This window comes from Pseudacidovorax intermedius (assembly GCF_003350475.1).
Classification (GTDB): Bacteria; Pseudomonadota; Gammaproteobacteria; order Burkholderiales; family Burkholderiaceae_C; genus Xenophilus; species Xenophilus intermedius.
The window spans coordinates 53,988-67,833 of the sequence record NZ_QQAV01000003.1 but is presented as its reverse complement, the minus strand read 5'-3'; the positions used below and the strand labels follow the sequence as shown (position 1 = coordinate 67,833).

The window sequence follows — 13,846 nt, the reverse complement described above, 5'->3', positions numbered from 1 at the left end:
TCGCCTTGCGGCGGGGCCCATTGCTTCCGTGTCCACCTCTGCCTCGCGCGCACCGGCCGCCTTTCTGCCGCTCGACCAACTGCCCGACCGCCAATGGGCGACCGTGATGGATGTTGCTCGCGGCGAAGCCGCGGACGACCGCGACCTGGCGCTGCGCCTGACCGAAATCGGCTTCGTCCCCGGCGAGCGCGTCTGCGTGGTGGCCAGTGGTCACCCCGGCCGTGAGCCGCTGGCCGTGCGCCTGGGTCACACCACCTTCGCCCTGCGTCGCTATGAGGCCGCACTGATCCACGTCGTACCCGCGGAGGCCGCCCATGGCTGAGGCGAGCATCGCGTTCCAGTCGCCGAACCCGCCGCGCCGCGTCGCGCTGCTGGGCAATCCCAACTGCGGCAAGACGGCCCTGTTCAATCTGTTGACGGGCAGCCGCCAGAAGGTGGCCAACTATGCCGGCGTGACCGTCGAGCGCAAGGAAGGCGAACTGCGCACCCCCGGTGGCCGCCACGTGGCGGTGCTCGACCTGCCGGGTGCCTACAGCCTCAATGCCCTGTCGGCCGACGAGGCGGTGACGCGCGACGTGGTCACGGGCCGTCGCGACCAACTGCCCGACCTGCTGGTCTGCGTGACCGACGCCACCAACCTGCGGCTGAACCTGCGGCTGGTGCTTGAAGCCAAGCGCCTGGGCGTGCCGATGGTGGTGGCGCTGAACATGACCGACATGGCCGAGCGCCAGGGCATCCGGGTGGACACCGACATCCTGTCGCGCGAGCTGGGCATCCCGGTGATCCGCACCGTGGGCGTGCGCCGGCACGGCGCCACCGAGCTGCTGGCTGCGCTCGACGCGCCGGTGCCGGCCGCGTCGCCGCTGCCCTGGGAAGCACCGTCCATGGACGACGTGCTGGCCTCGCACAGGGAGGTGCGCCGCATCCTCGACCTCGCGGTGCAGACGCCGCAGGGCAGCCTGGCCACCAGCGACCGCATCGACCGCGTGGTGCTGCATCCTGTGTGGGGCATGCTGGTGCTGGCCGTGACGCTGTTCCTGATGTTCCAGGCGGTGTTCAGCTGGGCGGCGGTGCCCATGGACGCCATCAAGGCCGGCACCGACGCAATCGGTGGCTGGGTGCAAGAAGTGATGGCCGAAGGCCCGCTGCGCAGCCTTCTGGTCGATGGCGTGGTGGCGGGCGTGGGCGGCGTGCTGGTCTTCCTGCCGCAGATCCTGATCCTGTTCCTCTTCATCCTGGCGCTGGAGGACTCGGGCTACCTGCCGCGTGCGGCCTTCCTGCTGGACCGGGTGATGGGCACCGTGGGCCTGTCGGGCCGCTCCTTCATTCCGCTGCTGTCCAGCTTCGCCTGCGCCATCCCCGGCATCATGGCCACGCGCACCATCAGCAACTGGCGCGACCGGCTGACCACCATCCTGATCGCGCCGCTGATGACCTGCTCGGCCCGGCTGCCGGTGTATGCGCTGCTGATCGGCGCCTTCATCCCGCAGCGCGAGGTGCTGGGCATCTTCAACCTGCAGGGCGTGGTGCTGTTCCTGCTGTATGTCTTCGGCATCGTCTCGGCCATGGCCGTGGCCTGGGTGCTCAAGCGCCTGCGCACGCAGCAGGGCCATTCGCCGCTGCTGATGGAACTGCCGGCCTACCGCTGGCCCAACCTGCGCAACCTGTTGCTGGGCCTGTGGGAGCGGGCATGGATCTTCCTGCGCCGCGTGGGCACCATCATCCTCACGCTGACCATCCTGCTGTGGTTCCTGTCGAGCTATCCGGCGCCGCCCGCTGGCGCCACAGGCCCGGCCATCGAGTACAGCTTCGCCGGCCGGCTGGGCCAGTTGCTGGAGTACATCTTTGCGCCCATCGGCTTCAACTGGCAGATCTCCATCGCCCTCGTGCCCGGCATGGCCGCCCGCGAGGTGGCGGTGGGGGCGCTGGGCACGGTGTACGCGCTCTCGGCTTCCGGCGAAGAGGTGGCGGGCGCGTTGGAGCCGCTGATCGCCGGCAGCTGGTCGCTGGCGACCGCCCTGTCGTTGCTGGTGTGGTTCGTGTTCGCGCCGCAGTGCATCTCGACGCTGGCCACCGTGAAGCGCGAGACCAACAGCTGGAAGCAGGTCTTCATCATGACCGGCTATCTGTTCGGGCTGGCCTACGTGGCCTGCTTCATCACCTACCGCGTCGCGCTGGCCCTGGGGGCCGGCTGACGCTCCTTTGTTGCGGAGATCGCTGCCATGCAAAACGCCGTCGTTGCCCTGATCGTCCTCGTGGCCGCCGTCTATGCCGCCTGGCACTGGATGCCGGCCGGCTGGCGGCGCTCGCTCGCGCCGCGCATGGCGCGCTGGATGGCGCGCAGCGGCCTAGTGCGCGAGGAGCGCGAGGCGAAGGTGGCCCGCTCTCTGGGCCAGGCGGGCGGCTGCGGTTCCTGCGACAGCTGCGGCACCTGCGGCCCGACGCCGGTCGGGGGCCGCGACGGCGCCTCGTCCTCGGCACGCCGCTGATCCAGCGCAGCCCGGCCGGCGCGGTCGGGCCGAGAATCGTGGACTTTTTGGGATCCACGAGCGCATGCGCATCCATTCCCTCATCGTCGGCGGAGGCATCGGCGGCCTGGCCGCCGCCCTGGCCCTGGCGCGGGCCGGCCGCACGGCAGACCTGATGGAGCAGGCGCCCGCCTTCAGCGAGGTGGGCGCGGGCATCCAGCTGGGACCGAACGTCGTCCGGAGGCTGCGCGCTCTGGGGCTGGGCGAGGCATTGAATGGCATCGTGGCCCATCCCGAGCGGCTGTGCGTGTCATCTGCGCTGAACGGCGGCCGCATCGCCACCATGCCCCTTGCAGGCGCCATGGAGCAGCGCTACGGCGCGCCGTACTTCACGGTCCATCGCGCCGATCTGCACGGCCTGCTGCTGGAGGCCGTGCGCGCGCAGGCCGAGGGCGCCGTGATGCTCAGCACGGGCGCGCGCATCGAGCGCCTGTCCACCCGCGGCGACGAATTCGTCTGCGCCGCCACCGACGATGGCCGCGCCTGGGAAGGCGATGCGCTCGTCGGCGCCGATGGCGTGTGGGGCCGTGTCCGTCCTCACATCTGGCCCGATGCAGCACCGGCCCGGCCGACCGGGCACATGGCCTTTCGAGCGCTCCTGAAGCAGGACATCTTGCCCGCGGCACTGCGCAGCCGGCAGGTGGATGTCTGGCTGGCGCCGCGACTGCATGCCGTGGCCTATCCGGTGCGCGGCGGCGAATGGCTCAATCTGGTGGTGCTGGTCGAATCAGCGCCGGACGAGGCCGCTGCCGATGCGCGCGATTGGGACCAGGCCGCCAGCCGCGCTGCACTCGACCGTGCCACCGGCCATGTCGGCCAGCCGCTGCGGGCGCTGCTCGATGCCGTTCCGGCGTGGCGAGCCTGGACGTTGTGCGACCGGACGCCGCTGACCGGTCCGCAGGAGATGGTCGACGGGCGCGTGGCGCTGCTGGGCGATGCGGCGCACCCGATGCTGCCCTACCTGGCGCAGGGTGCCGGCATGGCGATCGAGGACGCCGTGGCGCTGGCTCAGCAGCTCGGTGGCTGCACGCCAGCCCAGGTGCCTCAGGCCCTGGTGCGCTATGCGCAGGCGCGCTGGGCGCGTGATGCGCAGGTCCAGGCCCGCGCGCGGCGCAATGGGCGGATATTCCATCTGGGTGGCCCGGCACGCTGGGGCCGTGACATGGCGATGCGCTTGGCCGGTCCGGCCCTGATGGATCAGCCCTGGCTGTACGCCGGATGAGGCGCCGTGCGGGCCCGCAAGGTCACCCGCGACCGAATGAATCTGGCCAAGCGTCAAGCATCGAACGGCCGCGGAGCAGGCCACGCCAGGGCACCCGAGGAACTGGCTTCGCCAGGCTTCTGAGTGCGCCCCCCTCCAAGCCGAAGGCGACAGAGAGGGGGGAGCCGCGAAGCGGCATGGGGGGGCTCAAAGTTCTGTTCTCAGCGCCCAGAGTTCCGGGAACAGCACCACGTCCAGCATCTTGCGCAGGTAACTCACGCCACCGGTGCCGCCGGTGCCGCGCTTGAAGCCGATCACCCGTTCCACCGTCGTCACGTGGCGGAAGCGCCAGAGGCGGAACGCATCCTCGATGTCGGTGAGCTTTTCGCCCAGCTGGTACAGGTCCCAGTGCGCCTTCGGATCGCGGTAGACCGTGAGCCAGGCCTGCTTGACGCCTTCGCTGGCGGCATAGGGCTGCGTCCAGTCGCGCTCTAGCTTGTCGGCCGGAATGGCGATGCCTTCGCGGGCCATCAGCCGCAGCGTCTCGTCGTACAGCGAAGGCCGGCGCCATGCCGCGTCCACCATCGACAGCAGGTGCGGGCGATGGGCATGCGGCTTGAGCATGGCGGCATTCTTGTTGCCCAGCGCGAACTCGATGCAGCGGTACTGGGCGCTCTGAAAGCCGCTGGAGTTGGCCAGGTAGGGCCGCATGGCGGTGTACTCGGGCGGCGTCATGGTCGAGAGCACGGTCCAGGCGCCCACCAGCTGCTCCATGATGCGCGTGACCCGCGCCAGCATCTTGAAGGCCTCGGGCTTGGTGTTCTCGCTTGGGTTGGCGATGGCGGCGGTGGCGGCCGTCAACTCGTGCAGCATCAGCTTCATCCACAGCTCGCTGGTCTGGTGCTGCACGATGAACAGCATCTCGTCATGCGCGGGCGACAGCGGATGCTGGGCGCCCAGGATCTCGTCCAGATGCAGGTAGTCGCCGTAGCTCATCGACTGGCTGAAGTCGAGCTGGGCTTTTTCTTCGTGGACGATCTGTTCGGGCAGCGCTCCGCCCTCCGCCTGGCCGGCGGATGTCGAGGAATTCATCGCAAGGCTCCTGGGGAGGGTGGGTTCAGTCCAGCACGGCGGCCATGGCCTGGGCGACGTAGGCCACGTTCTTGGTCGACAGGCCGGCGATGCACATTCGGCCCGAGCGCACCAGGTACACCGCATGCTCTTCGCGCAGGCGGTCCACCTGCTCGGGCGTGAGGCCGGTATAGCTGAACATGCCGCGCTGGGTCAGGAAGTAGCCGAAGTCGCGACCGGGCAGGCGGTCGGCCAGCGTGGCATGCAGGGCCTCGCGCATGGCCTTGATGCGGCCCCGCATCTCGGCGAGCTCGGCGTCCCACTGGGCGTAGAGCTCGGGCGTGCTCAGTACGCGCGTCACGATGCGCGCGCCGTGCGTCGGCGGGCTGGAATAGTTGGCGCGCACCGAACTCTTGAGCTGGCCCAGCACCCGGCCGGCTTCCTCGGCCGAGCCGCACACCACCGACAGGCCGCCGCAGCGCTCGCCATACAGCGAGAAGCTCTTGGAGAAGGAGTTGGCCAGGAAGAAGCGCACGCCCGCATCGGCCAGCGCGCGCGGCGCGAAGGCGTCCTCGACCAGACCGTCGCCGAAGCCCTGGTAGGCCATGTCCACATAGGGAATCAGGCCGCGCTCGGCGATCACGGGGATCAGCTGCTTCCACTGGTCCTGCGACAGGTCGACGCCTGTCGGGTTGTGGCAGCTGGCGTGCATCAGCACGATGCTGCGGGCGGGCAGCGTCTTGAAGGCCGCCAGCATGTCCTCGAAGCGCAGGCCGCCGGTGGCCGGGTCGTAGTAGGGGTACAGGTTCACCTGGAAGCCGGCGCCCTCGAACATGGCGCGGTGGTTCTCCCAGGTCGGGTCGCTGACCCACACCTGCGAATCGCCGAAGTAGCGCTTGAGGAAGTCGCCGCCCACCTTCAGGCCGCCGGAGCCGCCGATGGTCTGGATGGTGGCAACGCGGCCGCTGGTGACGGCCTCGTGCGTGGGGCCGAAGGCCAGCTTTTGCACCGCGGCGCGGTAGTCGGCCATGCCTTCCATGGGCAGGTAGGAGCGCGGGCCGATTTCCTGCAGCAGCGCGGTCTCGGCGGTGCGCACGGCCTTCATCACGGGCAGGCGGCCATCGTCGTCGAAATAGATGCCGATGCTCAGCGACACCTTGTTGGGACGCATGTCGCTCTGGAACTCCTCCATCAGCGAGAGGATCGGGTCACCGGGGTAGGCAGGAATGTGTTCGAACATGTGTGGCTTTCGGTGGTGCGGTCCGTGGGCGGATGGCGGAACGGACGATGCAAGCTGCGGGCCGGGCGGGCTGCCGCGCTCGAGGGTCGAGCGGCGTAGGACAGGGCGCTGCGGAGCGAAGCGGGGAAGTTATCACCGTCAAAAAATGCGTTGTGTCGCTTATTTCCAACGGTGACCATAAAATAAACGTCGTTTTATGTATGGAACATCTGGAGCTGTGATGAAGCAAGTGATCGATGTGGGTTTGCCGGCGCTCAAGCAACCTTTTTCGTGGGCCGTGAAGGCCACGGGCGCCATGCTCTTCACCGCGCATGGGCCCGTTCGCACCGACGGCACCATCGACACCGGGACCATCGAGGCGCAGACGCGCCTGACCTTCGAGAACCTCCGGCGCGCCGTGCAGGCGGCCGGCGGCACCATGGCCGATGTGACGCAGGTGCTGATCTACATGACCGACGTGGCCGACATGCCTGCCATCGACGCGGTCTACCGCGAGTTCTTCGAGGCGCCGTATCCCAACCGCTCCAGCGCGGCCGTCGCAGCGCTGGTGGTGCCGGGCATGAAGATCGAGATCGTCGCCTACGCCATGGTGCCGGCCTGAGCCTGAGCCGGGCACCGCGCTGCCGCGTGTTCGCAGGCCCTCAGTCCAGCGCGCGCAGCACGGCGCGCACGGGCGAGGCATCCGCCTCCACCAGCTTGAGCGGCAGCGCGATCAGTTCGTAGTCGCCTTCGGGCACGGCGTCGAGCACGAGGTTTTCCAAGACGCGCATGTCGTGGCGGCGGATGGTCTGGTGGCTGGGCAGGGCCTTGCTGTCGGCGGGGTCGATGCTGGCGGTGTCGATGCCGATGAGCCGTACGCCCAGCGCGGCCAGGCGTTCGACCGTCTCGGGCGCGTAGGCCGGCAGCGCCGGGTCCCATCGGTCCACCGGCGCCTTGTCGTAGGTGCGCACCAGCACCCGCGGTGGAAGGTGGTCGTCGATGGCATGGGCGATGTGCTTCCATTCGACGAGCGGCGCGACGCCAATGGCGTGGATCACCCGGCAGGGCCCCAGGAAGGCGTCCAGATCGACGTCTCCGATGGTGGCGCCATCGGCTGCGTAGTGCAGCGGCGCGTCGGCATGGGCGCCCACGTGCGGCGACATCGTGATCTGGCTGACGTTGACCGGGCAGCCCGGTCCCAGCGTCGCGGCCCATTGCTGGGCATAGGGTGTGTCGCCGGGAAACACCGGTGCGCCGACGTAGACGGGAGGGGAAATGTCCCAGAGACGGGGAGAGGTGGCAGACATGGCCCGGACCATAGCGCTGGCGCGGCGGGCGTGGTGTCGGTTATTCCCAACGCGGGCAAAGGGGCGGCCTGCCTGCGGGCCCCATGCGCCAGGGGCCGGCCTCAGCCTTCGAGGGCAGGCAAGCCGTGCCGTGCGCGTGCCTTCTCGCAGCCGTAGCTGCCGGCTTCCAGTTCGCGGCAAGGATTCGGCCGCCACTCGTAGATGCCGCAGCCCACGGACTGGCCGACCTTGCCGGTGAGGGCGGCACAGCGGATCGGCACATGGTCCGTGCCCCGCATCCGGCAGGTGGCGCCATTGACTTCCACCGTCAGGCCGGCAGGGACCGTGCCGCCCATGTCGTCCAGTTCGTAGATGCTGAAGTCGACGCGGTAGCTGGCGCAGCAGGCGCCGCAGCTCTGGCAGGGGCTCATGGAGGCGGCGGGGCAGCGTCAGCCGATGCGGCCGAGCAGCAGGTACTCCATCAGTGCCTTCTGTACATGCATGCGGTTCTCAGCCTCGTCCCAGACCACCGATTGGGGACCGTCGATGACATCGCCCGTGACCTCCTCGCCGCGGTGGGCGGGCAGGCAGTGCATGAAGAGGGCGTCGGGCTGGGCCACGGCCATCATGGCCTCGTCCACGCACCAGTCGGCAAAGGCCTGGCGGCGCTGCTCGTTCTCGGCCTCGTAGCCCATGCTGGTCCACACGTCGGTGGTCACCAGATGGGCGTCGCGACAGGCGTCCATCGGGTCCTTGAAGACCTTGTAGCTGTCGCCGGAGCGGATGCCGGCGACGGCCTGGTCCACCTCGTAGCCGCTGGGCGTGCTCACATGCACTGCAAAGCCGAGGATCTCGGCCGCCTGCAGCCAGGTGTTGGCCATGTTGTTGCCGTCGCCCACCCAGGCCACGGTCTTGCCGCGCAGCGCCTCGGGGTCCGGCGTGCCGTCGGCGCCGAGACCGCGGTGCTCCAGGTAGGTGAACAGGTCGGCCAAGATCTGGCAGGGATGGAATTCGTTGGTCAGGCCGTTGATGACCGGCACGCGCGAGTTGGCGGCGAAGCGTTCGATCTTCTCCTGCTCGTAGGTGCGGATCATGACCAGGTCGGTCATACGGCTGATGACCTTGGCGCTGTCCTCGATGGGCTCGGCGCGACCCAATTGGCTGTCGCCGGTGGTCAGGTGCACGACGCTGCCGCCGAGCTGGTACATGCCGGCCTCGAAGCTCACGCGGGTGCGGGTGCTGGCCTTCTCGAAGATCATGGCCAGTGTGCGATCCGCCAGCGTGTGGTGCTTCTCGTAGGTCTTGAACTTCTTCTTGATGAGCGCCGCGCGTCGGAACAGGTACGCGTACTCGTCGGCCGTGAAGTCGCTGAACTGGAGGTAGTGGCGGATCGCAGGAAGGCTCATGGGCTTATTGTGCCGGCTCGGCCAGGAAGGCCTTCACGATGGGGGCGAGGAGGGCGACGATCTCGTCGGCTTCGGCCACGGTGAGGACGAGCGGCGGCACCAGGCGGATCACGCTGTCTGCCGTCACCGACAGTAGGAGGCCGGCGTCGCAGGCGCGGGTCAGCACGGCGCCGGCGGGCCGGTCGAGTTCGATGCCGAGCATCAGGCCCTGGCCGCGTACCTCCTTCACGCCGGCCACGCCTTCGAAGGCGGCCTGCAGCGCGGCCTTGAGGTGCGCACCGACATCGGCGGCGTTCTGCAGCAGGCCGTCCTTCTCCATGATGCGCAGCGTCTCGATGCCGGCGCGCATGGCCAGCGGGTTGCCGCCGAAGGTGGTGCCGTGGTTGCCCGGCTGGAAGATGTTCGCGGCCTTGGGGCCGGCCACCACCGCGCCCACCGGCACGCCCGAACCCAGGCCCTTGGCCAGCGACATCACGTCCGGCACGATGCCGGCCCACTGGTGGGCGAACCACTTGCCGGTGCGGCCGATGCCGGTCTGGATCTCGTCGATCATCATCAGCCAGTCGTTGGTGTCGCACAGGGCCCGCACCTGCTGCAGGTAGTCCCAGCGCATCGGGTGGATGCCGCCTTCGCCCTGGATGGTCTCGAACATCACGGCCACCACGTTGGGGTTGCCTTCGGTCGCCTTCTTCAGCGCCTCGATGTCGTTGAGCGGCACGCGGATGAAGCCCTCGACCAGCGGGCCGAAGCCTTTCTGGATCTTCGGGTTGCCGGTGGCCGACAGCGTGGCCAGGCTGCGGCCGTGGAAGGCATGCTCGTACACCACGATCTCCGGCCGCTCGATGCCCTTGTCGTGGCCGAACTTGCGCGCCAGCTTGATGGCGGCCTCGTTGGCCTCCAGCCCGGTGCAGCAGAAGAAGGCGTTGGTCATGCCCGACAGCGCCGTCAGGCGCTCGGCCAGCACTTCCTGGCCGGGCACGTAGTAGTAGTTGGAGGTGTGGATCAGCTGGGTGAGCTGTTCCTGCAGCGCCGGCACGAGTTCGGGATGGTTGTGGCCCAGCGTGTTGACGGCGATGCCGCCCAGGCCGTCCAGGTAGGCCTTGCCGTTGACGTCCCACACGCGGCAGCCCTGGCCGCGCACCAGGGCGATGGGCAGCCGGCCATAGGTGTTCATGACGTGGGGCGAGGTGGGGGCGGCAGTGGCGCTCATGGGTTCTCCTGAAAGTGAAGAAATTCTAGGTGGGGGGCATGACGCCTTCGTTGAGGATTGCGCATCACTGCCATGCGCCGCGATCCCCATCGGATGCATGTCCCGCGGAGGTCGCGCGCGGGACACGCTGGGTAGAATCCCTTGTGCGGCGCAACACGCCTGCGCCGAACACGAGAACAATGGTTTCCCCCTCTGCCAAAGAAGTCTTCATCCAGGGCGTCACGAGCCAGGGTCGCACGTTCCGGCCCAGCGACTGGGCCGAGCGGCTGGCCGGCGTGATGAGCCAGTTCCGCCCCGGCGGTGCCCGCCTCGGGGGGCATCTCAGCTATTCGCCCTGGTGCGTGCCGACGGTTATCAATGGCGTCAAGTGCGTGGTCGTCCACCGCGACCTCCAGGAGTCCGAGCCGATGGCCTGGGATTTCGTCATGAACTTCGCCAAGGACAACGACCTCCAGGTGGCCGAGGCCTGCCTGGTACCGGACGGGAAGCCGGCCAAGGGCTGATTGCCTCGCCCGTTTGCCGCTTCGGGCCTGCCGGATCCAGAAACGAAAAACCGCCCGAAGGCGGTTTTTCGTTTTTCGCTGCAGCGCACCCGATCAAACGGCGGACCGCCTGTCGGCAGTCCGGGCTGACCTGAATTCCGTCAGGCGGCGGCCGCCGGGGCGGCAGTGGCCAGGGCCTTGACCTTGGCGGCCAGGCGGCTCTTGTCGCGCGCGGCCTTGTTCTTGTGGAAGATGCCCTTGTCGGCGATGGTGTCGACGACGCTCTGGGCCTTGGCAAACAGCTCGGTGGCCTTGGCCTGGTCGCCAGCGGCAACGGCCTTGGCGACGTTCTTCAGGGCCGTGCGGTACTTGGAGCGCAGCGAGCTGTTGGCGGCATTGAGTTTGGTGTCCTGGCGGACGCGCTTGCGGCCCGACGCGAGGCGCGGGTTCTTCTTCTTGGGCTTGGCGGATGCCATATTTGTGTTCCTTGAGTGTCTGGGGATGATGCGGCGAACCTGAAAGTATACCACCCCGTTTCTTGCTCACTTCGTGTAGCCGAATCCCCCTCAAGGGGTGCACCCGGCGGCCCCGCAAAGCCGGTTCCGCGGGTGCACTGGGGGTTCCGGCTCACGATGACTGCCGCCGCATCATCGGATGTTGGCCTCGCTGGCCTCCGTTGTCCTTGTTCCCGCCGCCCCCCGCGCCGCCGGCGACGTGATCCGCGCCGATGCTGTGTCGGAGGCCAAACACGGAGCCACGGGTGACGGAGGAGGCAGGCCCGCACTCGGCCAAGCTCTCAAACGCCCCGCCTACACTGCGCCGCCGTGTCGCTCTTCAAATCCGCTTCCACCGTCTCCCTGCTGACCCTGGCGTCGCGCATCACCGGCCTCGTGCGCGATGTGCTGATGAGCTCGGTGTTCGGCGTGAGCGCGCTGACCGACGCCTTCTACGTCGCCTTCCGCATCCCCAACCTCTTCCGGCGCGTGCTGGGCGAGGGCGCGTTCAGCCAGGCTTTCGTGCCGGTGCTGTCGGCCACCCGCACCGAGGGTGGCGAGGACGCGGCGCGGCAACTGATCGACCACGTCGGCACGCTGCTGCTGTGGGCGCTGGTGCTGCTGTGCGTGATGGGCGTGGTCGCCGCGCCGCTGATGGTCTGGGCCATGGCCAGCGGTCTGGAGCGCTCGGGCAGCTTCGATGCCGCCGTCGTGATGACGCGCTGGATGTTCCCCTACATCGGCTTCATGTCGCTGGTGGCTTTTGCCGGCGGCATCCTCAACACCTGGAAGCGCTTCGCCGTGCCGGCGGCCTCGCCGGTGCTGCTCAACATCGCGCTGATCCTTTCCATCGTGGCGGGGGCGCCGCTGTTCCGGCGCTGGGGCATCGAGCCGATCTACGCCCAGTGTGTGGGTGTGATGGTGGGCGGCATGCTGCAGCTGGCGATCCAGATCCCGGCGCTGCGCCGACTGGGCCTGATGCCGAAGCTGGCGGTGCGCTTCGCAGCCCTGCGCGAGGCCTGGGCCGACCCGGGCACCCGCAAGATCCTCGGCCTGATGCTGCCGGCCATGATCGGCGTCAGCGGGGCGCAGCTGTCGCTGCTCATCAACACGCAGATCGCCTCGCACCTGACCGCCGGCAGCGTCACCTGGATCACCAATGCCGACCGGCTGATGGAGTTTCCCAGCGCCATGCTGGGCGTGGCCCTGGGCGTGGTGCTGATGCCCCAGCTCGCCGCGGCGCGCGCGGCGAAGGATGCCGACCGCTATTCGGCCATGCTCGACTGGGGCCTGCGCCTGATCGTGCTGCTGGCGCTGCCGTGCGCAGCGGCGCTGCTGGTGTTTCCGGTGCCGCTGGTGGCGGTGCTGTTCCACAACGGCGCCTTCGACGACGCCAGCGTGCTGCGCACGGCGGATGCGTTGGCGGGCTACGGCGTCGGGCTGGTGGGCATCGTGTCGATCAAGGTGCTGGCGGCGGGTTTCTACGCGCGCCACGACATGCGCACGCCCATGCGCATCAGCCTGGCGGCGCTGGCCATCACCCAGCTGCTCAATCTGGCGTTCGTTCCCTGGCTGCAGCACGCGGGCCTGACGCTGGCCATCGGCGTGGGGCAACTGTTCAACGCATTGGCGTTGTGGGTGGGCCTGCGCCGCAGCGGCAGCTACCGGTTGGCGCCGGGCTGGGGCCGCTTCCTGCTGCAGGTGCTGGCGGGAACTGTGGTGATGACGGCGCTGCTGGTCTGGGGTGCGCACGGCTTCGACTGGGTGGGCCTGCGCAGCCAGCGGCTGCTGCGCATCGGACTGCTGGCGGCCTTCGTGGCGGGGGCGGCGGCGCTGTATTTCGGTGTGTTGACCGCCTGCGGCCTGCGGCTGCGCAGCTTCGTGCGACGCTGAAGCACGGCGCCCGGCATCGCCGAGGTGGCCGTGGGGCTTCCGCCGGCCGCCTTGACGCTGGCGACGCGGCTCCACTACAAAGGCCCATGTCTCTTCGATACGACACGCCGACGCCGCTGGCCTATTTCGAATCGCTGGTGCAGAGCGACGAGCACTTCCCCCTGCTCGAGGCCGCCGCCAGCCTCGCGCAGGACGAGTATCCCGAGCTCGACGTCCAGCAGGTGCTGGGCGACATGGACCAGCTGCTGGCGCGCCTCAAGCGTCGTCTTCCTGCCGACGCCGCTCCGCTTGCGCGGCTGCGGGCGCTGAACCAGTTCTTCTTCCACGACCTGAGCTTCGGCGGCAACATCAACGACTACTACGACCCCGACAACAGCTACCTGCATGCGGTGCTTCGCACCCGTCGCGGCATCCCGATCTCGCTGGCCGTGCTGTGGATCGAGCTGGCCCAGGGCCTGAGCCTGCACGCGCGCGGCATCAGCTTCCCCGGACATTTCATGCTGAAGGTGTCGCTGCCCAAGGGCCAGGTGGTGATCGACCCCTTCACCGGACGTTCGCTGTCGCGGGAGGAACTGGCCGAACGGCTGGAGCCGTACAAGCGCAGCAACGGCCTGGTGGGCGAATTCGACGTGCCGCTGGGCCTGTATCTGCAGCCTGCGCCCGCGCGGGAGATCATCGCCCGCATGCTGCGCAACCTGAAGGAGATCCACAGCGCGCAGGAGGACTGGGCCCGCCTCATTGCCGTTCTGGACCGCCTGATCGTGCTGCTGCCCCAGGCCTGGGGCGAGTACCGCGACCGCGGCCTGGCCCGCGCCGAGCAGGGCCATACCGCGCAGGCGGTGCATGACCTCGACACCTACCTCGCCCATGCAGAGGACGCCCTGGATGTCGACGCCATCGCCGAGCGCGCCGCCGCGCTGAGGCGAGAGATTTCCTGAACGGGCGTCGTCCAGTCGCGAAGTCCAGGACTCCGAAGCCGTCCGCCGCTGCGCCAGCCCCGTGCGACAACCTGACCAGTAGCTGACTCTTCTCTGGTCAGCTTCCCTTCGGGTGGGG

Annotated in this window: 15 protein-coding genes; 8 read left to right on the top strand and 7 right to left on the bottom strand. The window is 68.7% G+C overall.

Features of this window, described 5'->3' with window-relative positions; all coding sequences use genetic code 11:
• Nucleotides 1–28: 28 nt before the first annotated feature.
• The 4 genes from DFR41_RS09810 to DFR41_RS09795 all read left to right on the top strand — a co-directional run bounded on the left by DFR41_RS09810 (nt 29) and on the right by DFR41_RS09795 (nt 3,750).
• Entirely contained in the window at nt 29–322 is a 294-nt protein-coding gene (locus tag DFR41_RS09810; protein WP_017761119.1) for a FeoA family protein, read from the top strand.
• Nucleotides 315–2,195, top strand: coding sequence for a ferrous iron transport protein B (gene feoB, locus DFR41_RS09805; RefSeq protein WP_114802576.1), 1,881 nt, complete (start codon nt 315–317; stop codon nt 2,193–2,195). Before DFR41_RS09810 ends, feoB begins: the two co-directional genes overlap by 8 nt.
• 27 nt (nt 2,196–2,222) lie before the next feature.
• The gene (locus DFR41_RS09800; protein WP_114802575.1) at nt 2,223–2,489 is read left to right on the top strand and encodes a DUF6587 family protein; all 267 of its coding nucleotides are present in this window, start codon (nt 2,223–2,225) and stop codon (nt 2,487–2,489) included.
• Nucleotides 2,490–2,553: 64 nt separating this feature from the next.
• Nucleotides 2,554–3,750 (top strand): FAD-dependent monooxygenase, encoded by a 1,197-nt coding sequence (locus tag DFR41_RS09795; protein ID WP_114802574.1) that lies wholly within the window; start codon nt 2,554–2,556, stop codon nt 3,748–3,750.
• A 186-nt stretch (nt 3,751–3,936) separates the two neighbouring features.
• On the opposite strand, the gene kynA is transcribed toward DFR41_RS09795, so the two are convergent.
• Together kynA and DFR41_RS09785 are read right to left on the bottom strand one after the other, a co-directional pair.
• Entirely contained in the window at nt 3,937–4,821 is an 885-nt protein-coding gene (gene kynA, locus DFR41_RS09790; RefSeq protein WP_114802573.1) for a tryptophan 2,3-dioxygenase, read from the bottom strand.
• 25 nt (nt 4,822–4,846) lie between these two features.
• Complete coding sequence (locus DFR41_RS09785; protein WP_114802572.1) at nt 4,847–6,040, bottom strand: amino acid aminotransferase; 1,194 nt, start codon at nt 6,038–6,040, stop codon at nt 4,847–4,849.
• A gap of 220 nt (nt 6,041–6,260) precedes the next feature.
• Between DFR41_RS09785 and DFR41_RS09780 the strand changes: the two genes are divergently transcribed.
• Nucleotides 6,261–6,641, top strand: coding sequence for a RidA family protein (locus DFR41_RS09780; protein WP_017761821.1), 381 nt, complete (start codon nt 6,261–6,263; stop codon nt 6,639–6,641).
• 40 nt (nt 6,642–6,681) lie between these two features.
• On the opposite strand, the gene kynB is transcribed toward DFR41_RS09780, so the two are convergent.
• The 4 genes from kynB to DFR41_RS09760 all read right to left on the bottom strand — a co-directional run bounded on the left by kynB (nt 6,682) and on the right by DFR41_RS09760 (nt 9,921).
• On the bottom strand, nt 6,682–7,326 hold the full coding sequence (kynB, locus tag DFR41_RS09775; protein WP_043118023.1) for an arylformamidase: 645 nt from the start codon (nt 7,324–7,326) through the stop codon (nt 6,682–6,684).
• A 101-nt stretch (nt 7,327–7,427) separates the two neighbouring features.
• Nucleotides 7,428–7,736 (bottom strand): YkgJ family cysteine cluster protein, encoded by a 309-nt coding sequence (locus tag DFR41_RS09770; RefSeq protein WP_017761819.1) that lies wholly within the window; start codon nt 7,734–7,736, stop codon nt 7,428–7,430.
• An 18-nt stretch (nt 7,737–7,754) separates the two neighbouring features.
• A complete protein-coding gene (gene argF, locus DFR41_RS09765) occupies nt 7,755–8,711 on the bottom strand; it encodes an ornithine carbamoyltransferase (RefSeq protein WP_017761818.1) in 957 nt (318 codons plus the stop codon).
• Between the two features lie 4 nt (nt 8,712–8,715).
• Nucleotides 8,716–9,921, bottom strand: a complete 1,206-nt coding sequence (locus DFR41_RS09760; RefSeq protein WP_114802571.1) for an aspartate aminotransferase family protein — start codon at nt 9,919–9,921, stop codon at nt 8,716–8,718.
• A gap of 179 nt (nt 9,922–10,100) precedes the next feature.
• On the opposite strand from DFR41_RS09760, the gene DFR41_RS09755 reads away from it, so the two are divergent.
• Nucleotides 10,101–10,424 (top strand): DUF3579 domain-containing protein, encoded by a 324-nt coding sequence (locus DFR41_RS09755; protein ID WP_017761816.1) that lies wholly within the window; start codon nt 10,101–10,103, stop codon nt 10,422–10,424.
• 140 nt (nt 10,425–10,564) lie between these two features.
• Here DFR41_RS09755 and rpsT read toward each other — a convergent pair whose 3' ends face one another.
• On the bottom strand, nt 10,565–10,879 hold the full coding sequence (gene rpsT / locus DFR41_RS09750; protein WP_017761815.1) for a 30S ribosomal protein S20: 315 nt from the start codon (nt 10,877–10,879) through the stop codon (nt 10,565–10,567).
• Between the two features lie 348 nt (nt 10,880–11,227).
• On the opposite strand from rpsT, the gene murJ reads away from it, so the two are divergent.
• Nucleotides 11,228–12,790: a murein biosynthesis integral membrane protein MurJ gene (murJ, locus tag DFR41_RS09745; protein ID WP_114802570.1), complete on the top strand. Its 1,563-nt coding sequence runs from the start codon at nt 11,228–11,230 to the stop codon at nt 12,788–12,790.
• A gap of 86 nt (nt 12,791–12,876) precedes the next feature.
• The gene (locus tag DFR41_RS09740) at nt 12,877–13,728 is read left to right on the top strand and encodes a SirB1 family protein (RefSeq protein ID WP_017760051.1); all 852 of its coding nucleotides are present in this window, start codon (nt 12,877–12,879) and stop codon (nt 13,726–13,728) included.
• Nucleotides 13,729–13,846 lie beyond the last annotated feature (118 nt).